Annotated in this window: 20 protein-coding genes, 1 pseudogene and 2 riboswitches; of the genes and pseudogenes, 11 read left to right on the plus strand and 10 right to left on the minus strand. The window is 62.8% G+C overall.

The genetic code is table 11. The features are described from left to right. Positions 1–62: 62 nt before the first annotated feature. Positions 63–123: riboswitch (Fluoride riboswitch) on the minus strand. Between the two features lie 180 nt (positions 124–303). Beyond that, a complete protein-coding gene (locus ACMYR2_RS00320; protein WP_347263762.1) occupies positions 304–1,410 on the minus strand; it encodes a 2'-deoxycytidine 5'-triphosphate deaminase in 1,107 nt (368 codons plus the stop codon). 215 nt (positions 1,411–1,625) lie between these two features. Beyond that, a riboswitch (SAM riboswitch) is annotated at positions 1,626–1,705 on the plus strand. A 69-nt stretch (positions 1,706–1,774) separates the two neighbouring features. Between ACMYR2_RS00320 and ACMYR2_RS00325 the strand changes: the two genes are divergently transcribed. Further along, positions 1,775–2,968, plus strand: a complete 1,194-nt coding sequence (locus ACMYR2_RS00325) for an O-succinylhomoserine sulfhydrylase (RefSeq protein WP_347263761.1) — start codon at positions 1,775–1,777, stop codon at positions 2,966–2,968. Positions 2,969–3,005: 37 nt separating this feature from the next. Here ACMYR2_RS00325 and ACMYR2_RS00330 read toward each other — a convergent pair whose 3' ends face one another. From ACMYR2_RS00330 to ACMYR2_RS00340, 3 genes are read right to left on the minus strand one after another with little or no spacing between them, the layout of a single operon-like run. Then, a complete protein-coding gene (locus tag ACMYR2_RS00330) occupies positions 3,006–3,923 on the minus strand; it encodes an SGNH/GDSL hydrolase family protein (RefSeq protein ID WP_347263760.1) in 918 nt (305 codons plus the stop codon). Then, positions 3,920–4,681, minus strand: coding sequence for an SGNH/GDSL hydrolase family protein (locus tag ACMYR2_RS00335; protein WP_347263759.1), 762 nt, complete (start codon positions 4,679–4,681; stop codon positions 3,920–3,922). The genes ACMYR2_RS00330 and ACMYR2_RS00335 overlap by 4 nt, the downstream gene beginning before the upstream one ends. Then, positions 4,678–5,925 carry an OpgC family protein gene (locus tag ACMYR2_RS00340; RefSeq protein ID WP_416193466.1) on the minus strand — a complete coding sequence of 416 codons (1,248 nt, stop codon included), beginning with the start codon at positions 5,923–5,925 and terminating at the stop codon, positions 4,678–4,680. The genes ACMYR2_RS00335 and ACMYR2_RS00340 overlap by 4 nt, the downstream gene beginning before the upstream one ends. Before the next feature lie 307 nt (positions 5,926–6,232). Between ACMYR2_RS00340 and apaG the strand changes: the two genes are divergently transcribed. Next, positions 6,233–6,628, plus strand: coding sequence for a Co2+/Mg2+ efflux protein ApaG (gene apaG / locus ACMYR2_RS00345; protein WP_141383370.1), 396 nt, complete (start codon positions 6,233–6,235; stop codon positions 6,626–6,628). A 35-nt stretch (positions 6,629–6,663) separates the two neighbouring features. Here apaG and ACMYR2_RS00350 read toward each other — a convergent pair whose 3' ends face one another. Then, the gene (locus ACMYR2_RS00350) at positions 6,664–7,668 is read right to left on the minus strand and encodes an Hsp33 family molecular chaperone (RefSeq protein WP_347263758.1); all 1,005 of its coding nucleotides are present in this window, start codon (positions 7,666–7,668) and stop codon (positions 6,664–6,666) included. Between the two features lie 233 nt (positions 7,669–7,901). Here ACMYR2_RS00350 and ACMYR2_RS00355 point away from each other — a divergent pair, with 233 nt between their 5' ends. Both ACMYR2_RS00355 and ACMYR2_RS00360 read left to right on the plus strand, forming a co-directional pair. After that, the gene (locus ACMYR2_RS00355; protein WP_416193467.1) at positions 7,902–10,679 is read left to right on the plus strand and encodes a [protein-PII] uridylyltransferase; all 2,778 of its coding nucleotides are present in this window, start codon (positions 7,902–7,904) and stop codon (positions 10,677–10,679) included. 230 nt (positions 10,680–10,909) lie between these two features. Beyond that, the gene (locus tag ACMYR2_RS00360) at positions 10,910–13,120 is read left to right on the plus strand and encodes a penicillin-binding protein 1A (protein ID WP_347263765.1); all 2,211 of its coding nucleotides are present in this window, start codon (positions 10,910–10,912) and stop codon (positions 13,118–13,120) included. A gap of 86 nt (positions 13,121–13,206) precedes the next feature. Here ACMYR2_RS00360 and ACMYR2_RS00365 read toward each other — a convergent pair whose 3' ends face one another. From ACMYR2_RS00365 to hslV, 5 genes and pseudogenes are all read right to left on the minus strand, one after another. After that, positions 13,207–14,043, minus strand: a complete 837-nt coding sequence (locus tag ACMYR2_RS00365) for a M48 family metallopeptidase (protein WP_416193468.1) — start codon at positions 14,041–14,043, stop codon at positions 13,207–13,209. A 210-nt stretch (positions 14,044–14,253) separates the two neighbouring features. Next, positions 14,254–15,588 carry a polyhydroxyalkanoate depolymerase gene (locus ACMYR2_RS00370; protein WP_347263755.1) on the minus strand — a complete coding sequence of 445 codons (1,335 nt, stop codon included), beginning with the start codon at positions 15,586–15,588 and terminating at the stop codon, positions 14,254–14,256. Positions 15,589–15,938: 350 nt separating this feature from the next. Further along, positions 15,939–17,237: an ATP-dependent protease ATPase subunit HslU gene (hslU, locus tag ACMYR2_RS00375; RefSeq protein WP_416193469.1), complete on the minus strand. Its 1,299-nt coding sequence runs from the start codon at positions 17,235–17,237 to the stop codon at positions 15,939–15,941. Between the two features lie 235 nt (positions 17,238–17,472). Then, positions 17,473–17,673: pseudogene (locus tag ACMYR2_RS00380) on the minus strand (GNAT family N-acetyltransferase); the annotation flags it as partial. Between the two features lie 45 nt (positions 17,674–17,718). Beyond that, positions 17,719–18,273, minus strand: a complete 555-nt coding sequence (hslV, locus tag ACMYR2_RS00385) for an ATP-dependent protease subunit HslV (RefSeq protein ID WP_347263753.1) — start codon at positions 18,271–18,273, stop codon at positions 17,719–17,721. Between the two features lie 289 nt (positions 18,274–18,562). On the opposite strand from hslV, the gene hisB reads away from it, so the two are divergent. The 7 genes from hisB to coaA all read left to right on the plus strand — a co-directional run bounded on the left by hisB (position 18,563) and on the right by coaA (position 23,556). After that, the gene (gene hisB, locus ACMYR2_RS00390; RefSeq protein WP_347263764.1) at positions 18,563–19,156 is read left to right on the plus strand and encodes an imidazoleglycerol-phosphate dehydratase HisB; all 594 of its coding nucleotides are present in this window, start codon (positions 18,563–18,565) and stop codon (positions 19,154–19,156) included. Positions 19,157–19,182: 26 nt separating this feature from the next. After that, the gene (locus tag ACMYR2_RS00395) at positions 19,183–19,701 is read left to right on the plus strand and encodes a DUF2628 domain-containing protein (protein ID WP_347263752.1); all 519 of its coding nucleotides are present in this window, start codon (positions 19,183–19,185) and stop codon (positions 19,699–19,701) included. Next, positions 19,698–20,348, plus strand: coding sequence for an imidazole glycerol phosphate synthase subunit HisH (gene hisH, locus ACMYR2_RS00400; protein WP_347263751.1), 651 nt, complete (start codon positions 19,698–19,700; stop codon positions 20,346–20,348). The genes ACMYR2_RS00395 and hisH overlap by 4 nt, the downstream gene beginning before the upstream one ends. Next, positions 20,336–21,085, plus strand: a complete 750-nt coding sequence (gene hisA, locus ACMYR2_RS00405; protein ID WP_347263750.1) for a 1-(5-phosphoribosyl)-5-[(5-phosphoribosylamino)methylideneamino]imidazole-4-carboxamide isomerase — start codon at positions 20,336–20,338, stop codon at positions 21,083–21,085. The genes hisH and hisA overlap by 13 nt, the downstream gene beginning before the upstream one ends. Positions 21,086–21,100: 15 nt before the next feature. Then, complete coding sequence (gene hisF / locus ACMYR2_RS00410; RefSeq protein ID WP_347263749.1) at positions 21,101–21,877, plus strand: imidazole glycerol phosphate synthase subunit HisF; 777 nt, start codon at positions 21,101–21,103, stop codon at positions 21,875–21,877. 176 nt (positions 21,878–22,053) lie between these two features. Next, a complete protein-coding gene (locus ACMYR2_RS00415; protein ID WP_347263748.1) occupies positions 22,054–22,377 on the plus strand; it encodes a phosphoribosyl-ATP diphosphatase in 324 nt (107 codons plus the stop codon). Positions 22,378–22,599: 222 nt separating this feature from the next. Next, the gene (gene coaA, locus ACMYR2_RS00420) at positions 22,600–23,556 is read left to right on the plus strand and encodes a type I pantothenate kinase (RefSeq protein ID WP_347263747.1); all 957 of its coding nucleotides are present in this window, start codon (positions 22,600–22,602) and stop codon (positions 23,554–23,556) included. Positions 23,557–23,665: the final 109 nt, after the last annotated feature.

Here is a 23,665-nt window from a genome sequence, read left to right on the forward strand (position 1 = left end):
TTGATCATCAGCGCCCTTTCTCGGGCGCAGCGGGGAGGAAACAGCTCCTACCGACGCGAAAGCGCCCGGTAGGAGTCATCAGCCTTGCGGCGGTTATCGGGGGACTCCATCCCCATCGACTTCGCTCATGCTAGAGCATGATCCCGAAAAGTGGAAGCCGGTTTTCGGAAAAGATCATGCTCGATCGAAAGCTGGGGCCATAGCGTTTCAAGCGACGTGGAAGCCGGTTCGCGTGAACAAAACGCGTCAAACGAAAATCTAAAGCTTTGCCTCTGACGAAACGCGCAGCGGACCGTTACGATCCTACAGCCGAAAATGCTTCGACAGCTTGAGGCCCTGGGCCTGGTAGTTGGAGCCGATGCGCTGGCCATACATCGCGCCGGGCCGCGCCAGCATCTTCTCATAGACCAGGCGGCCGACGATCTGGCCATGCTCGAGAATGAACGGCACCTCGCGCGAGCGCACTTCCAGCACCGCGCGCGAACCCTCTCCGCCGGCGCCGACATAGCCGAAGCCGGGATCGAAGAAGCCGGCATAGTGCACACGGAATTCGCCGACCAGTGGATCGAACGGCACCATTTCCGCGGCGTAGTCCGGCGGCACCTGCACCGCTTCCTTCGAGGCGAGGATATAGAACTCGCCGGGATCGAGGATCAGGCTGGCGTCCGGCCGCGCCGCGATCGGCTCCCAGAACTCGCCGACCGCGTAGCCACCGCGGCGATCGACGTCGATCACGCCGGTATGGCGCTTGGCGCGATAGCCGACGAAGCCGCGGGCCTGCTCGCCCGACAGATCGACGCTAAGCGCCACGCCGTTGACGAAATCGGTGTCGTCGCTATCGACGAGCCGCTCGCTCGCATGCAGGGCGTCGAGTTCGTCGGCGTCGAGAACGGCGTCGCCGGTGCGGAAGCGGACCTGCGACAGCCGCGAGCCCTCGCGCAGCAGCACCGGAAATGTCCTGGGGCTGATCTCGGCATAGAGCGGGCCGTGATAGCCGGCGCCGATCATGTCGAAACTCCGGGTGCCGTCGGCGATGACGCGCGTGAACACGTCGAGGCGGCCTGTCGAGCTTTTCGGATTGGCGGCGGCGACGATTTCGGGCGGAAGAGCCAGGCTCTCCAGCAACGGCACGATGTAAACGCAGTTGGTTTCCAGCACCGCGCCGTCGGAAAGATCGATTTCGTGCAGCTTCAATTCGTCGATGCGTTCAGCGACTGTCGCGTCCGGCCCCGGCAGAAAACTGGCGCGCACCCGGTAGGCGGTCGCGCCGAGCCGCAGATCGAGGCTTGCCGGCTGGATCTGACTCTCGACAAACGGATATTCCGGCAGGATCAGGCCGGCATCGGCCATCGCCGCGATCATGCGGTCGGGCAGAATGCCGTTGGCGTCGGGCGGGAGCGTGAATGGCACGATGTCGTCTTTACGGCCTGAGCGATACTGACCCAAAAACAGGAGCAAAGACTTTTACAGCGTTTTCGAACGAAGTGGATACCGGTTTGCGTGGAGAAAAAGTTGAGATCCCCTTCTGATTCCGTTCGTCGGCCAGAGGCCGGGTTCGGGCGCGGACATCCAAATTGCAAAGAACGTCAATTGATTGGCTTGACGGGAGACGCGGGACTAGGCATGACGTGCTCCGTGGTGATTTGAGCCGGCCGGCTTGCAGCCACGTTAAACAAGTCGCTAAACAGGCCGGGGACAATGCGATCCCGGCTTGTGGAATTTCCCAGGCCGGTTTTTTGTGACCGCTTTCCACGGCGGTCATGCAGGAGATCATATGTCCGAGACCAAGTCCGCCCCCCGCTATCACCCTGAAACCCGGCTGGTTCATTCCGGCACGCTGCGCTCGCAGTTCGCCGAGACCTCGGAAGCCCTGTTCCTCACTCAAGGCTACGTCTACGACACTGCCGAGCAGTGCGAGGCGCGGTTCAAGGGCGACGATCCCGGTTTCATCTATTCGCGCTATTCCAATCCCACCGTCGCGATGTTCGAGCAGCGCATGGCTGCGCTCGAAGGCGCGGAAACCGCGCGGGCGCTCGCAACCGGCATGGCCGCGGTGACCACCGCGATACTCGCGCCGCTGAAGGCCGGCGATCATGTGGTGGCGGCAAAGGCCTTGTTCGGCTCCTGCCGCTATGTGGTCGAAGACCTGCTGCCGCGCTACGGCATCGAGTCCACGCTGGTCGACGGCCTCGATCTGGATCAATGGCGCAAGGCCATGCGTGCGAACACGAAAACCTGCTTCATCGAAAGCCCGACCAATCCGACGCTCGACGTGCTCGACATCAGCGGCATCGCCGAAATCGCGCATCAGGCCGGCGCGCGGCTGATCGTCGACAACGTGTTCGCGACCCCGATCTGGCAAAGCCCGCTGGCGCTCGGCGCCGACGTCGTGGTGTATTCGGCCACCAAGCACATCGACGGCCAGGGGCGGACGCTCGGCGGCGTCATCCTGTCGTCGAACGCTTTCGTCCAGGAGCACCTCCAGACCTTCATACGCCAGACCGGGCCGTCGATCTCGCCGTTCAACGCCTGGATCCTGCTGAAGGGACTGGAGACGCTCGGCGTGCGCGTGCGCCAGCAGACCGAGAGCGCCGCGGCGATCGCGGAGGTGCTGGCATCGCACCCGAAGGTGTCCCGCCTCGTCTATCCAGGCCGGCCGGACCATCCGCAGGCGACGCTGGTGAAGAAGCAGATGCGCGCCGGATCGACGCTGATCGGCTTCGAGGTCAAGGGCGGCAAGGCGGCCGCGTTCCGCTGTCTCAACGCGCTGAAGATCGCGCGCATCTCCAACAACCTCGGCGACGCCAAAAGTCTCGTCACCCATCCGGCGACCACCACCCACCAGCGGCTCGCCCCGGAGATCCGCGCCGGGCTCGGCATCGGCGAAAGCTTCATCCGCTATTCGGTCGGCCTCGAACACAAGGACGACCTGATCGAGGATCTCCTCGCCGCGCTGGAAAAGGCGTGAGGCTTTGTCCCTCTCCCCTTGCGGGAGGGGGACAATCTCACAGCGGCCGGTTGACCGTCGCGGCCGCCGATGGCCTGACGCCTGCCTGAACCTGATCCACCGACTTGATGATGTCATCGCCGAGCAACTGGGCGAAACAGGCATAGCCCCAGTCGTTCATGTGAAGACCATCCTTGGTAACAAAGGTGTCGAACGGCAGCGACTGCCGGTCGTGCCAGTCGCGCATGACCTCAAAGCGCGGGAAAATCCCGACATGCCTGTAATGCGCCACCTTGTTCAGCAGACGGACCATTCTGCCGGCGGTCTCGCCCCTGGCATTGACGGCCGGCGCGTATTGCGGATCGACCAGCACCAGATCGGCGCCGGAGGCCTGAATGGTCGCGACGCCGTCTTCGACGATTTTCACCGTGCTCGCGGGATCGAGATTGCGCAGCACCGCGTTTGTCCCGACCTGCCAGATCACCATGTCCGGCTTGGCATCGATCACTTCCGTCCGCAGCCGCTTTATCATCTCGGGGGCGTCCTCGCCGCCCTTGCCGCGATTGAGCACCGTGATGGCCGCGGCCGGATATTTGCGGTGCAACCGGGCCGCCAGCCGGTTCGGATAATTGAATTCGGGCGACGTCGCGCCGTGACCTTGCGTCGACGACGAACCAAAGGCGACGATGACAACCGCCTTGTGGGCTGCAAGCTTGGCCGCCACATGCGGCAGCGCCCCGGTCGACTGCGATAGGCCCTTCGGCGGCAGACAGGGGACGCGGTTGAGGATGTCGCGGGCGGGGGCAGCAATTGCCGCCGCCTTGTCGGCCACCTTTCCGGACGGGCTCGTCGCTGGCATGCCGGTGCCGGCGGACGCCGTTTGCGCGACCACGCGCGAGGCGGCCGGCGCGCCCGCCAGCATGAGCGCCAGCGCAACCGGGCCGGCGGTTCTGAAGATGCGGCTGTCGATCATCATTGGCGTCGGGCCTCCGGTTCGGCGGAGTTGATGCGAGCGGTGTTGATCAGGAAGGTCGACAAGGCGCGGCCGAGACAACTGTGAACGCGTTTGGCTAGGCTCGCACCATGCACCGGGCTGAACAGATCGAACTCGCCGCGCTCGTTCCACCGGGTCATGATCGCAAAGCGATCGAACACCGGCACGTCGCGCTGCTGTGCGACCAGGCGCATGTTGTCGATGTAGGCGTTCATCGAGACCATGGTTTCCGTGCGCGGACTGTACTGCATGTTCATCAGCACGACGTCCGCCCCGGCGTTCCGCAGCGCGGTCACGCCTTCGTCGAGGGCCTCGCGAAACCCGTCGATGTCAACGGACCGGATGGCGTCGACGATGCCCGTCTGCCACACCACCAGGGTGGGCTGTCTTGCCGCCACGAGCTTGCCGAGACCGGGGGTGACATCGCCGGCGGTCTTGCGCGGTGTCAGTTCCACCGACACGTTAACGGGGATGCCCGGCAGTTTCTCACGAAGGGCAGCCTGCAATTTCACCGGATAAGCCTCGCCCTCGGCTCCGGAAATCGTCGAGGAACGGCTGCCCACCACGAGTATGTTGAGCGGGCCGCCTGCCTTGACGACTGATGCAACGCGGGACAGCGTACTGTCGCTGGTCAGCAGATAGGCGGGTACATCGCAGCTCTTGGGTTGATCAGCGCATCCGGAGACGCCGGCCGATGAAGCGGCCAGCACGATCAAGGCCGACGCCAAGCCGGTCCTCATGCTCCTCCTCCCGCAAGATCCGCGTCGCCGTCGGCGGATTTGGCCCGGCTTCCGCCCTTGCCGGCAACTCCCTTGTACCATGAAAACACCCAGGCGGCCGCGCACATGATCAGGATTCCGCAAACGCTGATCAAGAAGTGGACCAAGGCGCCGCCGGAATACTCCGCGAGGATGAATTGCCCGGCGAAGGCCAGAAAGACCCCGATGCAGAAGATCTGCAGCGAATGCTGGCCGCACAGGATCAGCGGCCGCAACCACCGCGACGCCAGTCCCGGCCAGTGCTTCGGCAGGAATCGGACGGTCAGCACGGCGAGCGCCAGGAAGTGCATGAAGCGCAGCACGTCGAGGTTGGTCTTGTCGATCGGATACATCCACTGTTCAGCGATGTGCGGCATGAAATGATTGAGCTGCGGCACATGCCAGGTCAGTGTCGTGTAGAAGGCGAACAGCAGGTAGGCGGCGCAGATCGAAAGCGTGGCCGGCGAGGACAGAATGCGCGACATGCGCTTCGCGCCGCCGAGCGCGCACCACGCGCCGAACACGAACAGCAGCTGCCAGGCGAACGGATTGAAGAACCACACCCCGTTGGGATAGGCGGGCAGCGCCAGGCCGAAGCTCCAGGTGAGCCCATAAAGACCGGCCGACAGCGCCAGGGCCAGTCCGGCGCTACGCTGCAGCACCAGCAGCACCAGCGGAAAAAACAGCATCAACGCGACGTAGAGCGGCAGCACGTCCATGTTGACGGGCCGGAATTTCAGCAACAGCGCCTGCACGATGGTGACGTCGGGCTGTTTGAGAAAATCGAGGATGCCCATCTCCTCGGTGTAAAGCGGGTTCTCGGAGCTGCTCGCGACGTAGGAAATCTCGGCAAGGAAAATCGTGAACAGAACGATGTGCGCGACATAGATTTGCCAAACGCGCCTGAGAATGCGCGCGGTGGCGACGATAAATCCGCGCTCGCGCATGGCGCGTCCGTAAACGAGGGCGGCGGTATAGCCCGAGATGAAGATGAAAATCTCGGTGGCGTCACTGAAGCCGTAATTGCGGATGGTGAGCCAGGTCAGGAGGTTCTGCGGCAGATGATCGATGAAGATCAGCCATAAGGCGAATCCGCGCAACAGATCGAGCCGCAATTCGCGTTCGCGCGGCGGGGTCGGAATCATAACGACCGGCGCATCGCGCTTGACGCTCGCGGGGCTCGCTTTGGTGCGGACCCCGACCACCTGATCGATAACTGGCGGCATACGGTCGGTTTCGATACGACATCTCGATCACCTGCGCGATTGAGATGGATTTACGGGAAAGCAGCTTCACGCTAACCGTGACAAAAAAGCAATATTGTCGCCGGGATCTTCGTGCGGAACCAGGCTGGCGCACGATCACGGTCGAAGTGGGGCTGGTTCATGCGCCAGTTTTGGCTATGATCGCCCCGATACTATAGCGTTTTCGAGCGAAGTGGACACCGGTTCGCGTGAAGAAAACGCGTTAAATCAAGATCATAGAGCCTCGTTTCTGATTCCATCAGAAGCGAAAGGTTCTAGAGAGTTTGCGATGTACCGAGCCGTTACCCGCCATATCGAAGTTACCGTCGAACCGAATTTCATGCCGGAGAGATCGTCCGCCGAGCGAGGCCATTTCTTCTGGTCCTATACGGTGGTTATCATCAATGCCGGCCCCGATACCGTGCAGTTGCGCACCCGGCACTGGATCATCACCGACGCCTCCGGGCGAAAGCAGGAAGTCCGGGGCGAGGGCGTGGTCGGCGAGCAGCCGGTGCTGGCGCCCGGGGAACGCTTCGAATACACGAGCGGCGTTCCGCTACCGACCGCGACCGGCTTCATGAGCGGCCGTTACCAGATGATCTCGATTCGAAGCGGCGAGCCCTTCGAAATAGACGTTCCGACGTTCTCGCTCGACAGCCCCGACAGCAAGCGCGTGCTGAACTGAGCGGCATCAAGGCCGGTCGTGCCCGGATCGGAGCCCTACTCCACGCCGGCTTCCCCCGGGGTGAACTCGTACACCGAATTGCAGAACTCGCAGGTCACGGCGACCTTGCCATCCTGCACCATGCTTGAGCGGTCTTCCAACGCAAAACTCTTCAGCATGGCCTCTACGGCGCCGCGCGAGCATGAACACCGCGCGTGCAGCGCCTGCGACGAAAACACCGTGACGCCGCGCTCATGGAACAGGCGATAAAGCAGGCGTTCGCCGGACAGGTCGGGATCGATCAGTTCCAGATCCTCGACGGTGCCGATCAGCGACTGACCCTCGACCCAGGCATCATCCTCGGTCACCGAATGCACGGCTTCGCCGTCGGGGGCATCTCCGGGATGAAGATCGGCCTGACGGGCGCGTTCCGGCGCCTTGGGCAGGAATTGCAGCAGCATGCCGCCGCCTCGCCAGCCACGCTTCGGCCCATCCCCCTCCCTGCGCCATTCCTCGCCGACCGCGAGCCGGACCCGTGTCGGAATCTGTTCGGAGCGCAGGAAATATTCATGCGCCGCATCTTCGAGGCTGCCGCCTTCCAGCGCCACAAGCCCCTGATAGCGGCTCATGTCCGGACCTTGATCGATGGTCATCGCAAGATGGCCGCGGCCCAGCAGCGCGCCAGAGTCGGAAGCATCGCCGAGCCGGGTCTCGTCGAACCGCGCATAGGCCCGCAGCCGGGCCGGCGCCCGAAAATCGACGATCAGGAACGAGACCGGTCCGTCGGTCTGGGTCTGCAGGATGAACCGGCCCTCGAACTTGAGCGAGGAGCCGAGCAGCGTCGTCAGCACGATCGCCTCGCCGAGCAGCTTGGCGACCGGCGCGGGATAGTCGTGCCGAGCCAGCAGTTCATCGAGCGCCGGCCCGAGCCGGGTCAGTCGTCCGCGCAGGTCCAGCGCGCCCACCTCGAACGGAATCACGGCGTCATCGACCGGAACGGACGACGGCGCGCGCACGGGAGGATCATGCGACGCGGCAGGATCGGGTATATGTGAGGTCATGCCGCTCTATCTGGGGTTGGAGATGGGGGATCGAAACCCCTGGAAATTCGGATTCTACGTGCGCGCTGGCGCTGTGCTGCAACACCCGGAATGTCCGCGCTTCCTGGAAGATAATACCGGCGATTCGGACTAAGGACTAAAAGACATTTCAACTCAACCGTTTGACGGGATCCGTCGCATGCTGTTCACAAACTGCGGTGACAGCGCGCACGGCCTCCGCTATCCGAATAGCAATGGTCCTTCCAACGACAAAAGACGCGACGGCGGCCGGCGCCGGTTTCGATACCGTCCGGATCATCGGTGACATCGATGCGCTGGCCGAGAAACATGCCGGGCACGAGGACGCTTTCCGTTCCGCCGTGTCCAGGCTGTTGAAGGCCGAACTCGCCAAAGTGCGCGACGCGGCGCAGGCCAAGCTCCTGCGCGACCGCCACGGGCGGCACTGCGCCGAATGGCTTTGCTTCGTCCAGGACGAAATCATCCGCCTATCGTTTTCGGCCGCGACCCGTCATCTCTATCACTCCCCCATCCCGTCCGATGGCGAGCGCATGGCCGTGGTGGCGACCGGCGGCTACGGGCGCGGACTGATGGCGCCGGAGTCGGATATCGATCTGCTGTTCATCCTGCCCTACAAGCAGACGGCGTGGGGCGAACAGGTCGCCGAAGCCATCCTGTATTGCCTGTGGGACATGAGCCTGAACGTCGGTCACGCGACGCGGTCGGTCAATGAGTCGATCCGGCAGGCGCGGCGCGACATGACGGTCCGCACCGGAATTCTGGAAGCCCGCTTTCTCACCGGCGACCGGGCGCTCTACGACGAACTGATCAGCCGCTTCGACACCGAAGTGGTGCAGGGCACGGCTTCGGAATTCGTCGCCGCCAAACTTGCCGAACGCGAGGAACGCCATCACCGCGCCGGCCAATCGCGCTATCTGGTCGAGCCCAACGTCAAGGACGGCAAGGGAGGACTGCGCGACCTGCACACGCTGTTCTGGATCGCGAAGTATGTGTACCGGGTGCGTGAAAGCCACGAACTGCTCCGGCGCAATGTGTTCGATGTGCGCGAGTATCGGACCTTTCGCCGCTGCGCCGATTTTCTATGGTCGGTGCGCTGCAACCTGCACTTCGCGACGGGGCGGGCCGAGGAACGGCTGTCGTTCGACCTGCAACGCGAGATCGCGGTCCGGCTCGGATACACGTCCCATCCCGGAATGCAGGATGTCGAACGCTTCATGAAGCACTACTTCCTGACCGCCAAGGACGTCGGCGACCTCACCGCTATTCTGTGCGCGAAGCTTGAGGATCAGCAGGCCAAGTCGGCGCCGGTTCTCAGCCGCGTGATGTCGAGGCCGCCCGGCACGGAGGCTCCGCGGGTTCCGGGCAATGACGACTTCCTCATCGACAATAACCGCATCAATCTCGCAGCGCCCGATCTCTTCAAGCGCGACCCCGTCAACCTGATCCGCTTGTTCCGCCTCGCGCAGAAGAACAACCTGGCTTTCCATCCGGATGCCTTGCGGATGGTGACGCGGTCGCGGCGGCTGATCAACGCGCAGTTTCGCGAAAACATCGAAGCCAACCGGCTGTTCATCGAGATCCTGACCTCGAACGACGCGGAGACCGTGCTGCGCCGGATGAACGAGACCGGGGTGCTGGGTCAGTTCATCCGCGCCTTCGGCAAGATCGTCTCGATGATGCAGTTCAACATGTACCATCACTACACGGTCGACGAGCATCTGATCCGCTGCATCGGCATCCTTCAGGACATCGAGCGCGGCGGCAACGACGAGGTCGCTCTCGCCAGCGAACTGATGCGCACGATACATCCCGAACACCGGCCCGTCATTTACATCACCACCCTGCTCCATGACGTTGCAAAGGGCCGGCCGGAGGATCATTCGATCGCGGGGGCCAAGGTGGCCCGCCGATTGTGCCCGCGCCTCGGCTTCAACGCCGCCGACACCGAACTGATCGCATGGCTGATCGAACAGCATCTGACGATGTCCAAGGTGGCTCAGTCCCGCGACCTCTCCGATCGCAAGACCATCGAGAATTTCGCAGCCGTGGTGCAGTCGGTCGAACGGATGAAGCTCCTGACCATCCTGACGACAGCCGACATTCGCGGCGTCGGCCCCGGCGTCTGGAACGGCTGGAAGGCTCAGCTGCTCCGCACTCTCTATTACGAGACGGAGCCCGTGCTGACCGGCGGCTTCTCCGAAGTCAACCGTGCGCAGCGCATGGCGGCGGCCGAGGCCGCGTTCCGCGCCGCCTTCACCGAATGGTCCGGCCAGGAACTCGATGCCTACATCGCCCGGCATTATCCGGCTTACTGGCTCAAGGTCGATCTGGAACACAAGATCAGGCACGCGCGCTTTCTGCGCGCCAGCGAACAAAGCGGCAGGAAGCTCAACATCAACGTCGGCTTCGATGAGGCGCGCGGCGTCACCGAGCTGACGATCCTTACCGCAGATCATCCCTGGCTGCTGTCGATCATCGCCGGAGCATGCGCGTCGGCGGGCGCCAACATCGTCGATGCCCAGATCTACACCACCACCGACGGGCAGGCGCTCGATACCATCTCGATCTCCCGCGAATACGAGCGCGACGAGGACGAAGGCCGGCGCGCCGCCCGCATCGCCGAGATCATCGAGCAGGTGCTCGAAGGCCGGTTGCGCCTGCCCGACGTGGTGCCGAGCCACGCCGGCGGCAAGAGGCTGCGGCCGTTTGTGGTCGAACCCAAGGTCACGATCAACAATCAGTGGTCGGACCGCCACACCATGATCGAGGTTTCAGGGCTGGATCGCCCCGGTCTTCTGTTCCAGCTCACCACGACGATCTCGAAGCTCAATCTCAACATCGCCTCCGCCCACGTCGCGACATTCGGCGAGCGAGCGCGCGACGTGTTCTACGTCACCGACCTGCTCGGCGCCCCGATCACCGCGCCGACGCGGCAGGCCGCGATCAAGCGCGCGCTGGTCCACCTGCTCGCCAGCGGCAACTCCGCGGAATAGCCGGGTCGACGCACCGCGCTCCAACCCTAATTTTGAGTAAACCCTCAGGTAACCGCGCCTTAAATCCCGGCCGCTAGGTTCTCTCTCGATGTCGAAGTTCGCATCGACGGTTGCCGCAAGAACTTGCGAATTTCGACACACTTTTTTTCTGGAGCACGATCTCGCCCGAAAACCGGTTTCCACTTTTCGGGATCATGCTCCAGCGTGCAGGGTCGGCGTAAGCGTTGCGTATGGCGTGGGGACAAAAGAAGCGTGGCGGGCGCAAGGAGCCGGTATTCAGCGGGTTCGCGACTTCGCTTTCGGAGTTGCGCCTCAACCCGCTCGACCGCATTACGATCGCCGACGACAAACCGGCCAGGCGAACCCCGCCGCGCAAGAAAGCAACCGCTCCGCGAAGTGACGGGCCGCGCAAGCTGACTTCAGGTGGCCGCAAGGGGCGGACGAAGAAGCGGACACGCGGGAGTCTTTCGCGGCTGTTCTATTGGAGCGCCGTTCTCACCTTGTGGTCGGTGATCGCCGTGGTCGGCGTGCTGATCTATATCGGAGCGCATCTGCCGCCGATCCAGTCGCTGGAAATTCCAAAACGTCCGCCGACAATTCAGATCATCGCAGCGGACGGCAGCGTGCTGGCGACACGCGGCGAAATGGCCGGAAGCAACGTCGTGCTCAAGGACCTGCCGCCCTATTTGCCGAACGCGTTCATCGCGATCGAGGACCGCCGGTTTCATTCGCATTACGGCGTCGATCCGCTCGGCATCCTGCGCGCAGCCGTCGCCAATGTGCTGCACCGCGGCGTATCGCAGGGCGGCTCGACGCTGACCCAGCAGCTCGCCAAGAACCTGTTCCTGACCCAGGAGCGCACGCTTGAGCGGAAGCTTCAGGAGGTCGAACTCGCGCTCTGGCTGGAGCGCAAGCATACCAAGGCGCAGATTCTCGAACTCTACCTCAACCGCGTCTACTTCGGGTCCGGAGCGTATGGCGTCGAGGCGGCGGCGCAGAAGTATTTTGGAAAGCCCGCGAAGAACGTCACGCTCGCCGAGGCCGCGATGCTGGCCGGTCTCGTCAAGTCGCCCTCGCGGCTCGCGCCGGATCGCAATCCGGAAGGCGCCGAGGCCCGCGCGAAGATCGTGCTTGCCGCGATGGCCGACGCTCATCTCATCACGGCGCAACAGGCGCGCGCCACGACAGCCAAACCCTCTTATGCGATGAAACCGGCGAGCGCCGGCACCGCCAACTACGTTGCCGACTGGGTCGGCGACGTGCTCGATGATCTGGTAGGCCAGGTCGATCAGAACATCATCGTCGAAACCACCATCGATCCCAAACTGCAGAGCGCGGCGGAAGCCGCCCTGATCGACGAACTGGCTGCGAAAAGCATCAAGTTCAATGTCAGCCAGGGCGCATTGGTGGCGATGACGCCCGATGGGGCCATCCGCGCCATGGTCGGCGGCCGCAACTACGCCGACAGCCAGTTCAATCGCGCGACCATGGCGAAGCGCCAGCCCGGCTCCGCGTTCAAGCCGTTCGTGTATCTGGCGGCGATCGAGGCCGGCATGACGCCCGAGACGATCCGCCAGGATGCTCCGCTCGACATCAAAGGCTGGCGGCCGGAGAATTACACGCACGAATATTTCGGCGCGGTCACGCTGACCCAGGCGCTCGCGATGTCTCTCAATACCGTCGCCGTCCGGCTCGGACTGGAAGTCGGCCCCGCGAAAGTGGTGCGGACCGCGCACCGTCTCGGCATCACGTCCAAACTCGAGCCCAACGCATCGATCGCGCTGGGCACGTCGGAGGTGTCGCCGCTGGAACTGGTCGGCGCCTTCGCACCGTTCGCCAATGGCGGATATGCCGCGGGTCCTCATGTCGTCGAACGCGTCCGGACCGCGGGCAACAACAAGCTTCTCTATGCGCGCGGCAAGGAAGCGCCCGATCGCGTGATCGATCCGCGCGCCGTCGCCATGATGAACACGATGATGGAGCAGACGGTCGTCAGCGGCACCGCGCGCAAGGCGGAGATTCCGGGATGGACGGCGGCGGGCAAGACCGGAACCAGCCAGGATTTTCGCGATGCATGGTTCATCGGCTATACGGCGCGGCTCGTAACCGGAGTCTGGCTCGGCAACGACGACAACACGCCGACCCGCAAAGCGACCGGAGGCAGCCTGCCGGTGGAAGTGTGGAGCCGCTTCATGCGCACTGCGCATCAAGGTGCGCGGCCAGAGCCGATTCCCGGCGCGCAGCGGGGCGGCTTCCCGCCGGAAGTCGCGCAGTTCGGCCAGCCTGCCGACGCCCCGGTACGGGCGGCTTCGCCCACGGTCGGACGGTCGTCGCCGCCGCCGCCGATACCGCAGCCGGCGCGGGCCGATGCGCGGCCGCAACCCGCCAGCGGGCTCGGACTGGACGGCTGGCTGAACGACCGCCTGTTCGGCGGGCGATAAACCTTTTCTGCCTCTGATGGAATCAGAAGCAGGACTCCAGCTTTATATTCTGACGCGTCTTCTTCACGCGAACCGAAGTCAATCGATCAGTCCTGAATGCCGTAGCGATGGAGGTCGTTGCCTTCAACGTCGAGCCACTTCTTGGCCCGCTCGACATGCTTGCAGATGCGAGCCACCACCTTCCAGAATCGTGGCGAATGATTCATTTCGACGAGGTGGGCGACTTCGTGCGCGGCGAGATAATCCAGCACGAACGGCGGCGCCAGGATGAGCCGCCACGAGAACGACAGCGATCCGGAGGACGTGCATGAGCCCCAGCGGCTCGATTGGTCGCGGATCGAGATACGCCTGACCTTGACGCCAAGTGCATCGGCATGGCGCTGCGAGGCTTTTTGCAAGTCTTGCCGCGCTTGCCGTTTCAGGTAATCGTGGACGCGCCGGTCGAGATATTCCGGTTCGCCGGCGACGCAAAGAATACGCTCTCCGCTGTCGCGCGTCTCGGTCCACACCGTGCCGCGCTCGCCGGCGCGATGGACGATCCGGTGAGCGACGCCGCGCAGCGGAATGACCGCGCCGTGCTGGAAGGGAGCCGCCTTCGGCAGACGCCCGAGACGCGCCGCGATCCAGCCGCCGTGACGTTGCGCGAAGTCCTTGGCTTCCGCGAGCGTTCCCCGTGGCGGCATTGTCAGGATCGCTTCGCGGTCGCTCGGATGGATTCGCAAGGTGTAGCGGCGCGCGCGGCGATGCCTTCGCAAGCGCACGGAATAAATCTGGGATCCGTACTTGATGAGAAGCCGGGACGGTTCAGCGGGGCGTCGATAAAGAAGTGCGCGGGCCATATCTGCAAATCCGGAACGGGAGATATCGCCCGGATTTTGCCATATCCGACGCCATTCAAACCGTTCGGCGCAAAAACAAATCATTTGCCCAATATACAGCGTTAATGAATCGTGATCAGGCTATATAAGGGGTATGGGAACGATTCCATTCCGGTTCCCGAGGCTGAGTTCGCCCCGGAAACTGATGAAGCCCGGTTCATTCCTTGAGAACCGTCGAAACACGACGGCTATCCAAGTACGATGGCCGCGCCGCGGCTGAGGCGGCCCGATCGATTCTTGATCGAGGCGTTCTGCTCATTCCACGGCCGAAGCACGCGATGCTTTCTCCGGAGGCCCATCGTTTGACTGCATGAAGTCATTGATGCGAGGGACGATCTCCGACCTGAATCGCGAACCGTTGAACACGCCGTAGTGACCCACGCCGCTCTGCACGTAATGGGTTCGCCGATCATTGGGGATCGACGTGCACAACGCATGCGCAGCTTCCGTCTGGCCGAGGCCGGAAATGTCGTCCTTCTCGCCCTCCACCGTCATCAGCGCGACGCGCGTGATCTTCGAAGGATCGACCAGCCGACCGCGGTGAGTCATCTCACCCTTCGGCAAGGCGTGCTTGACGAACACCTGATCGACCGTTTGCAGATAATACTCCGCGGTCAGGTCCATGACCGCGAGATACTCGTCATAGAAATCGCGGTGCTTGTCGGCCAGGTCGCCATCGCCTTTGACGAGATGCTCGAACAGACTCTTGTGCGCATCCATATGGCGATCGAAATTCATGCTGATGAAGCCGTTGAGCTGCAAGAAACCGGGATAGACATCGCGCATGACGCCGGGGTGCGGAAACGGCACCTTGGTGATGACGTTATTGCGGAACCAGTCGGTGCCTCTCTCGGCGGCGAGATTGTTGACGGCGGTCGGATTCCTGCGGGTATCGATCGGTCCCCCCATCAGCGTCATCGACAACGGAACATAGGGATCGCGCCCGGCCTCCATCGCCGACACCGCAGCCAGCACCGGGACAGACGGCTGGCAGACAGCAATGACATGGACATTTCCGCCGAGCACATGAAGCATCTCGATCAGATAGTCGACGAAATCATCCAGATCGAAGCGCCCTTCCGCCACCGGAACCATACGGGCATCGGACCAGTCGGTGATATAGACGTCGTGCGTCGGCATGAACGCTTCGACGGTTCCGCGCAGCAAGGTCGCGTAGTGACCCGACATCGGCGCCACCAGCAGCAGGCGCGGCTGCGGCGCACGCAGCGGGCGCGGGTGCATCCGATCGAAGTGGAGCAGACGACAGAAGGGTTTCTGCCAGACCGAGCGAATTTCAATGGGCGTACGTACGCCATTGACTTCGGTCTCGTGGAGACCCCATTCCGGTTTTCCGTAACGGCGGGTGGTGCGCTCGAACAGTTCGCAACCCGCAGCGACCGATTTGCCGAGATGGGTATGCGCCCACGGATTGAGCGGGTTCTGGAACAGCATCCTGGTTGCATCGGTGACGGCGCGGGCCGGATTGAGCGAGGCCTGGGCCATTTCGTACATCCAGTACATCGGCGCGGTCATCGTCGGGCTGACCTCCGCCGGCATCTCCGGAGGCCGTCCAAATTCACCGATCGGCATTGGCCTGTTCCTTTTTTGCATCGCAACATAGTGGACCGTCGCGGTCCGTGACGTCAATCCACCGCTGTCCAACATATAGTGGGTTGATCTCTTCAGAGAACCTTATGTGGAAAAATCCTCTGCTTTGCCTCGTTGAGGGCGGCAATCTTGCGCGCACCGCGAGAAGGCGCGGCGTTGTCGGCCTCGGGGTTGCCAGCCTTGGAAATGCGTGCGGCCTGTCTCCGCCTCAGCTCCCGCCATTTCCGCTGACAAGACGGAAGCCGGATTTCAGTTTATACGGAGCATGCCCATGCCCTCCGAAAACCGGTTTCCACTTTGCGCTGGCGCGGCCCTTGCGTGGGGATCATGCTCTAAAGGATGAACCTGCTCAAATCGGCGTTCTTGGCCAGGTCGCCGATATGTTTTTGAACATACCCGGCGTCGATGCGAACCGTCTCGCCATTGCGATCCGGGGCCGTGAACGAGATGTCGTCGAGCACCCGCTCCATGACGGTCTGCAGCCGCCTGGCGCCGATGTTCTCAACCGTCGAATTCACCGCGACCGCGATATCCGCAAGCGCATCGACGGCATCATCGGTGAAGTCGAGCACGACCCCCTCGGTGTCCATCAATGCGATGTACTGTTTGATGAGCGAGGCTTCCGGCTCGGTCAGGATGCGCCGCAGGTCATCGCGCGTCAGAGCATCCAGTTCGACGCGGATCGGCAGCCGGCCCTGCAATTCGGGGAGCAGATCGGAAGGCTTGGCGATGTGAAACGCGCCTGACGCGATGAACAGGATATGGTCGGTCTTCACCGCGCCATGCTTGGTCGAGACCGTCGTTCCTTCGATCAGCGGCAGCAGATCGCGCTGCACGCCTTCGCGGGATACGTCGCCGCCGCTGCGCCCGTCACGCACGCAGATCTTGTCGATCTCGTCGAGGAACACGATGCCGTTATTCTCGACCACGGCGATCGCTTCCTGCGTGAGCTGATCGCTATCGAGCAGCTTGTCGGATTCCTCGTTGATCAGGATTTCATGGGAGTCCGAAACGGTCAGCCGGCGGGTCTTGGTTCGTCCGCCCATCTTGCCGAAAATATCGCCGATCGAGATCGCGCCGACCTGCGCGCCCGGCATCCCCGGAATCTCGAACATCGGGCCCCCGGAGGTTTGCGTCTCGATCTCGATTTCCTTGTCGTTGAGTTCGCCGGCGCGCAACCTCTTTCGAAACGAATCGCGCGTGGCGGCGCTTGCATTGGCGCCCACCAGGGCATCCAGAACCCGCTCCTCCGCGGCAAGCTGCGCGCGTGCCTGAACGTCCTTGCGCTTGCGCTCGCGGGTCTGGTTGATCGCGACCTCGACGAGATCGCGCACGATCTGTTCGACGTCGCGGCCGACATATCCCACTTCGGTGAACTTCGTCGCCTCGACCTTGAGAAAAGGCGCGTTGGCAAGTTTCGCCAGCCGTCGCGCGATCTCCGTCTTGCCGACGCCGGTCGGGCCGATCATCAGAATGTTCTTCGGCAACACCTCCTCGCGCAGCGGTCCGGTCAATTGCTGGCGCCGCCAGCGATTGCGCAAGGCGATGGAGACCGCGCGCTTGGCGTCGGCCTGGCCGACGATGAAGCGGTCGAGTTCTGAAACGATTTCACGGGGAGAGATATCTGTCATGACCACCCTGGTGTCCCGATTCCGAAGTTCGCATACCCTTGCCGCAACCTTTGATACGAACTTCGGAATCAAAGGGACACTAGCAACTTTATAATTCTAGTGTGGTTTAGGTTCAGAAGTTCGCTTGACGGACTCGATGGGGCGATGAAGCGAACTTCTGAACCACCACACTAGGTAGGTTGCGATTCGATCCGCGGCAAGCGGTTCACGATGATGGAGCGCCGGCCGACGACAATCATGCGTCACGGATCATCAGAAGCGCGGGGCCGTCGGGCGTTGCCGCGAGGCGATCGCGATGAAAGCCCGCTTTTTCATAGGCTCGGATGGCGCGGCCATTGTTCGGGTCGGGATCGATCACGATACGCGGCACGCCCTCACCGAGCAGCCTGTCGGCAAAGGCGCGGATGAATGCGGAGCCATGGCCGCGCCGGATCATCGGCAGGCCTGCGGCGGTCATCGGACGAAAGCCGTAAGCCATCGCTCAGCTCGTGGCCAGCGCTTCGATCGTCAGGTTTCGATTGGTATAAACGCAGATATCGGCGGCGATATCGAGAGAACGGCGGACAATGGTTTCGGCATCGTGGTCGGAGTCGATCAGGGCTCGTGCCGCGGCGAGCGCGTAGTTGCCGCCCGAGCCGATCGCCATCACGCCGGATTCCGGCTCCAGAACGTCTCCGGTCCCGGTCAGCACCAGCGACACGTCCTTGTCGGCGACAAGCATCATGGCTTCCAGCCTCCGCAGATAGCGGTCGGTGCGCCAGTCCTTGGCGAGTTCGACCGCGGCGCGGGTGAGTTGCCCGGGATATTGCTCAAGCTTGCTTTCGAGCCGCTCGAACAGGGTGAACGCATCGGCGGTGGCGCCGGCAAAGCCGCCGATGACGTCGCCTTTGCCGAGCTTCCTGACTTTCTTCGCGTTGGACTTGATGACCGTCTGCCCGATCGAGACCTGGCCGTCGCCGCCGATGACCACTTTGCCGCCCTTGCGAACGGTCAGGATCGTGGTGCCGCGCCATGTCTCCGGCTGTGATGCTTGCATCTGAACCCCTTCATGATCCGCCAGATTTAGGCATTGCGTCGCGGCCTTGCAATCGGCGTTGGATTCCCGGCCACGGCGCAAGTGCATCGGCAAAATTTGCATCATCCCGCAGTAGCGAACAGGTCGTGAGCCTGTTAAAAGAGCCGCGTTCTGCCAGAGCGCGTTCAGCAAGAGCGGTGACCCGATTTTGCGTCCGGCGCGCTCGGATCGTTAAATGGCGCGTGATCCTGTTGTCAAACCGCTTGCAGGCCGGCGGAGGCGGATCATGCACGATGTGAGAGAGTTTTTCATGCGCACGGCGAGCATCAAGCGCAAGACCAAGGAAACGGACATCGAGGTCGCGGTGAACCTCGACGGCTCCGGCGTGTCCGAGGTCGCGACCGGCATCGGCTTTTTCGACCACATGCTGGATCTGCTCGCCCGCCATTCGCGCATCGACATCACGGTCAGGGCCGACGGCGACCTCCACGTCGATTACCATCACACCACGGAAGATGTCGGCATCGCGCTGGGCCAGGCGGTCAAGCAGGCGCTCGGCTCGATGGTCGGCATCAACCGCTATGCAAGCGTCTATATGCCGATGGACGAAACGCTGTCCCGTGTCGTGATCGACATCTCCGGCCGGCCGGTGCTGGTGTTCAAGGTCGGTTTCCCCCGCGACAAGATCGGGGAATTCGACACGGAGCTGGTGCGCGAATGGTTCAATGCGTTTGCGGTCAATGCGGGCGTGACTTTGCACGTGGAGACCCTATATGGCGAGAACAGCCATCATATCGCCGAATCCTGCTTCAAGGGTCTGGCGCGAGCGCTTCGAGCAGCGGTGGCGATCGATCCGCGCGCCGCGAACGAAGTGCCATCAACAAAGGGGCAGCTCGGCGGCTGACCGTGCTGTCGTCGGCGGAGAGTGCAATGTCGGTCTACACAGTCCATGCGCCACCGGCCGACGGGCCAGACGGGCGCGGCGCCACGGATAAGTTCGTATTCGTTCGCGACGGCTTCTCGTTCGGAGCGTTTGCGCTCGGTCCGGTGTGGCTGCTTTACCGGCGGCTATGGCTGGTTCTCGCAGGCTATCTGGTCCTGTCGGCCGCGATGGAGGTCGCGATGACGCTGCTGCGCGTCAGCATGGGGACACGCCTTGCGGTGATGGCCGTGGTCGCCTTGCTGATGGGGCTGGAAGCGGCGAGCTTGCGGCGCTGGACGCTGTCGCGGCAGAAATGGCGTTCACTCGACGTCATCGTCGCGGACGACGAGGAAGCCGCCGAGCGGCGTTTTTTCGATCGCTGGCGAGCGAAAGCGGACTTCGATCCCCTGGCGGTCGATCGCGGCGCGCCGCCGCCGACGCGAGGCGCTGCCGACCAATCCCTTCCGCCCTCGATACCGCGCGGCGACATCGTCGGCCTGTTCCCGCAACCCGGATTTCGGCGGTGACGGCCGCGATCATCGATTATGGCTCCGGTAATCTTCATTCGGCGGCCAAGGCGTTTGAATGCGCGGCGCGGGGTATCGAAGGTTTGCAAGGGATCGTGGTGACGCGCGATCCCGACGTTGTGTTCCGGTCGGATCGCGTGGTGCTGCCCGGTGTCGGCGCGTTCGCCGATTGCCGCCGCGGCCTCGATGCGCTCGACGGCATGGTGCAGGCGCTGACGGAGGTGGTGCGCGACAAGGCGCGCCCGTTTTTAGGGATCTGCGTCGGGATGCAGCTGATGGCGACGCGCGGCAGGGAGCACGTCACGACGGACGGTCTCGACTGGATCGCGGGCGACGTCGAAAAGATTTCCCCGCGTGACGAAAGCCTGAAAATTCCGCATATGGGCTGGAATACGCTCGATCCGGCGCGGGAGCATCCGGTCCTCGAAGGCCTCCCATTAGGACCCAAAGGCCGCCACGCCTATTTCGTACACTCCTATCACCTGAACGCCGCCGACGAGAGCGACGTGCTCGCGCGCGCCGACTACGGTGGTCCGGTGACGGCGATCGTCGGAAAGGACACCGCGATCGGCACTCAATTCCATCCTGAAAAGAGCCAGCGATTCGGTCTGGCTCTGATCGCCAATTTCCTGAAGTGGAAACCGTGATCCTTTTCCCCGCCATCGATCTCAAGAACGGTCAGTGCGTTCGCCTCGAGCAGGGCGACATGGCGCGCGCGACCGTGTTCAATCTCGATCCCGCCGAGCAGGCGCGCGCATTCGCCGCGCAGGGCTTCGAGTATCTTCATATGGTTGATCTCGACGGCGCGTTCGCCGGCAAGCCGGTGAACGCGGATGCGGTGGAACGGGTTCTGCAAACCATCGCTCTGCCGGTGCAGCTCGGCGGCGGCATCCGGGACCTGAAAACGGTTGAAGCCTGGCTCGGCAAGGGCGTTGCGCGCGTCATCATCGGCACGGCCGCGGTGCGCGATCCCGTTCTGGTCAAACAAGCCGCCAGGGCGTTTCCGGGGCGCGTTGCGGTCGGCCTCGATGCGCGCGACGGCAAGGTCGCGGTCGAGGGGTGGGCCGAGACCTCGGAAGTGACCGCGCTCGACATCGCGCGGCGGTTCGAGGATGCCGGCATCGCGGCGATCATCTTCACGGACATCGCCAGGGACGGCTTGCTGAAGGGCCTGAACCTCGACGCCACGATCGCGCTCGCCGATAGCATCTCAATTCCGGTGATCGCCTCGGGTGGCTTCGCCTCCATCGCGGACGTGAAGGCGCTGCTCGAGCCGCGCGCGAAGAAACTCGCGGGCGCCATTGCCGGACGCGCGCTTTATGACGGCCGGCTCGATCCCGTTGAGGCGCTGAAGCTGATCCACGCCGCGCGCGCGGCGGCCTGAGAGGATCGGGCGTCGATGTTCAAGGTCCGTGTCATACCCTGCCTTGACGTCAAGGATGGACGGGTCGTCAAGGGCGTCAACTTCGTGAATCTGCGGGATGCCGGCGACCCCGTGGAAGCGGCGATCGCATACGACGCCGCCGGCGCGGACGAGCTGACCTTTCTCGACATCACCGCCACGCACGAGAATCGCGGCATCATGCTGGATGTGGTCCGGCGCACCGCGGAAGCCTGCTTCATGCCGGTGACCGTCGGCGGCGGCGTCCGCACCATCGAGGATATCCGCACCTTGCTGCGCTCGGGCGCGGACAAGGTCTCGATCAACAGCGCGGCGGTGAGCCGGCGCGAGTTCGTCAAGGAGGCCGCGGAAAAGTTCGGCGACCAATGCATCGTGGTCGCCATCGATGCCAAACGGGTCTCAAGAGCCGGTGGGACGGACCGCTGGGAGATCTTCACGCATGGCGGACGTAAATCCACCGGGATCGACGCCATCGAATATGCGCAGGAAGTGGTGGCGCTCGGCGCCGGCGAGATCCTGCTGACCTCGATGGATCGCGACGGCACCCGCCAGGGCTTCGATCTGCCGTTGACCCGGCGGGTGGCCGACAGCGTTCCGGTGCCCGTGATCGCGTCCGGAGGCGTTGGCAATCTCGATCACCTGGTCGACGGAATTCGTGAAGGCCACGCCACGGCGGTGCTTGCGGCATCGATCTTTCATTTCGGGGAATTTACCATTCGCCAAGCCAAGGAGCATATGGTTCGCGCCGGGCTGGCGATGCGGCTCGACCCCTGACTTCCGATCGCAGGGATGCTAGAGTCTGTTTCAACTGCGTTGAATCAGACTCGTCGCTTATCTTTTTGTTTGAGCATGATCTTTTCCGAAAACCGGTTTCCACTTTTCGGGATCATGCTCTAGTTACTCAAGAATTGTCGCGCGCCTGAAAGTACGAGCGGACAGGTAGACGGATTATGCAGCGTTTCACGATCCATGATCTTGCCGCCATCATTGACGCGCGGGCCGCATCCGGGGGCGATGCGTCCTATACGCGAAAGCTGCTCGACAAGGGCTCCGCACATTGCGCCAGGAAGCTCGGTGAGGAAGCCGTCGAGACGGTCATCGCCGCGGTCGAGAACGACCGGCATCACCTGATCGCCGAAGGCGCCGATCTCATGTTTCATTTCCTTGTGCTGTTGAAGGCCAGCGGTGTGAAGCTGGAGGATGTGGAAGCTGTCTTGGCGCAGCGTACGGCGATATCGGGACTTGAAGAAAAGGCCGCGCGCAATCGCGACTAGAGCCTTTCCGCTTCTGATAGAATCAGAAGCGGGCTCTATGATTTTGTTTTGTCGCGTTTTCTTCACGCGAACCGGTGTCCACTTCGCTTGAAAACGCTCTAGAGCATCGGACCCGAAAGTGGGAACCGGTTTCGGGATAAATCCGATGCTCAATCAATTAACTGGAGCGGCGACGCTGATTCCATTTGACCGGCCGCCGCTCTAGTCCCGAGGGTAAGCTTCATGGATTCGCGGGCCGACCAGCAACAGTATAATCCATATCGGGTCTTCCCCCGCGCCGAGTGGGCGAAGCTCCGCCACGATATGCCGATGACGCTGGCCGCGAATGAAATCGCGGCGTTGCGGTCTATGCATGATCGACTCGATCTCAAGGAGGTCGAGGAAATCTATCTGCCGTTGTCCAGGCTGCTGTCGATCTATGTGGCTGCGATGCAGCGTCTCTTTGTTGCTCAGCGGCAGTTTCTCGGCATTCATGATCGAAAGGTGCCGTATATCATCGGCGTGGCCGGGTCGGTCGCAGTTGGAAAGTCAACCACGGCGCGGGTGCTGCAGGCGCTGCTCGCACGATGGTCGCCGCGCCCCAAGGTCGAGCTCGTCACGACTGACGGATTTCTGTTGCCGAACGCGGTGCTCGAACGACGCGGCTTGATGCAGAAGAAGGGTTTTCCGGAAAGCTATGACCTGCCGATGCTGCTGTCGTTTCTCAGTGACATCAAGGCCGGCCGCGCGCCGGTGCGCGCACCGGTATACTCGCATCTCACTTACGACATCGTCCCCGATAGCTGGACCGAAGTCAGTCATCCCGACATTCTGATCGTGGAAGGCGTCAACGTTCTGCAAACCGGGCCGTTGCCGCGCGACGGCAGGGCCATTCCGGTCGTCTCCGACTTCTTCGACTTCTCCGTCTATCTCGATGCCGAGGAGCCGGTGCTGCGCGACTGGTACGTGACCCGCTTCCTCGCTTTGCGGGATTCCGCCTTTCAGGATCCGCGATCCTATTTCAACCGCTACGCGCTGCTGTCGGACGACGAGGCGATCGCGACTGCGATCGCCATCTGGGAGCGCACCAACCGTGCCAACCTGGAGGACAACATTCTGCCGACACGGCCTCGTGCGAACCTGATCCTCAAGAAGGGAGCCGACCACGTCGTCGAGCGGGTCGCGTTGCGGCGGCTTTAAAGTCTGCTTCAACTGCGTTGAATCAGACTCGTCACTTATCTTTTTGTTTGAGCATGATCTGTCCAAAAACCTGTTTCCACTTTTCGGAATCATGCTCTGGAGGTTTCTG

Source organism: Nitrobacter sp. TKz-YC01, from assembly GCF_047824785.1.
Taxonomy (GTDB): Bacteria; Pseudomonadota; Alphaproteobacteria; order Rhizobiales; family Xanthobacteraceae; genus Nitrobacter.

What these genes read in the sequence shown, in the direction of transcription:
- ACMYR2_RS00415 (WP_347263748.1), top strand. Translation starts at nt 22,054, where the DNA reads ATGCAGCGTTTCACGATCCATGATCTTGCCGCCATCATTGACGCGCGG.
- ACMYR2_RS00360 (WP_347263765.1), top strand. Translation starts at nt 10,910, where the DNA reads ATGGCGTGGGGACAAAAGAAGCGTGGCGGGCGCAAGGAGCCGGTATTC.
- ACMYR2_RS00355 (WP_416193467.1), top strand. Translation starts at nt 7,902, where the DNA reads ATGGTCCTTCCAACGACAAAAGACGCGACGGCGGCCGGCGCCGGTTTC.
- ACMYR2_RS00330 (WP_347263760.1), bottom strand. Translation starts at nt 3,923, where the DNA reads ATGATGATCGACAGCCGCATCTTCAGAACCGCCGGCCCGGTTGCGCTG.
- hslU (WP_416193469.1), bottom strand. Translation starts at nt 17,237, where the DNA reads ATGACAGATATCTCTCCCCGTGAAATCGTTTCAGAACTCGACCGCTTC.
- ACMYR2_RS00395 (WP_347263752.1), top strand. Translation starts at nt 19,183, where the DNA reads ATGTCGGTCTACACAGTCCATGCGCCACCGGCCGACGGGCCAGACGGG.
- hisF (WP_347263749.1), top strand. Translation starts at nt 21,101, where the DNA reads ATGTTCAAGGTCCGTGTCATACCCTGCCTTGACGTCAAGGATGGACGG.
- ACMYR2_RS00365 (WP_416193468.1), bottom strand. Translation starts at nt 14,043, where the DNA reads ATGATTTGTTTTTGCGCCGAACGGTTTGAATGGCGTCGGATATGGCAA.
- hslV (WP_347263753.1), bottom strand. Translation starts at nt 18,273, where the DNA reads ATGCAAGCATCACAGCCGGAGACATGGCGCGGCACCACGATCCTGACC.
- ACMYR2_RS00350 (WP_347263758.1), bottom strand. Translation starts at nt 7,668, where the DNA reads ATGACCTCACATATACCCGATCCTGCCGCGTCGCATGATCCTCCCGTG.
- coaA (WP_347263747.1), top strand. Translation starts at nt 22,600, where the DNA reads ATGGATTCGCGGGCCGACCAGCAACAGTATAATCCATATCGGGTCTTC.
- ACMYR2_RS00370 (WP_347263755.1), bottom strand. Translation starts at nt 15,588, where the DNA reads ATGCCGATCGGTGAATTTGGACGGCCTCCGGAGATGCCGGCGGAGGTC.
- ACMYR2_RS00340 (WP_416193466.1), bottom strand. Translation starts at nt 5,925, where the DNA reads ATGCCGCCAGTTATCGATCAGGTGGTCGGGGTCCGCACCAAAGCGAGC.
- hisB (WP_347263764.1), top strand. Translation starts at nt 18,563, where the DNA reads ATGCGCACGGCGAGCATCAAGCGCAAGACCAAGGAAACGGACATCGAG.
- apaG (WP_141383370.1), top strand. Translation starts at nt 6,233, where the DNA reads ATGTACCGAGCCGTTACCCGCCATATCGAAGTTACCGTCGAACCGAAT.
- ACMYR2_RS00335 (WP_347263759.1), bottom strand. Translation starts at nt 4,681, where the DNA reads ATGAGGACCGGCTTGGCGTCGGCCTTGATCGTGCTGGCCGCTTCATCG.
- ACMYR2_RS00325 (WP_347263761.1), top strand. Translation starts at nt 1,775, where the DNA reads ATGTCCGAGACCAAGTCCGCCCCCCGCTATCACCCTGAAACCCGGCTG.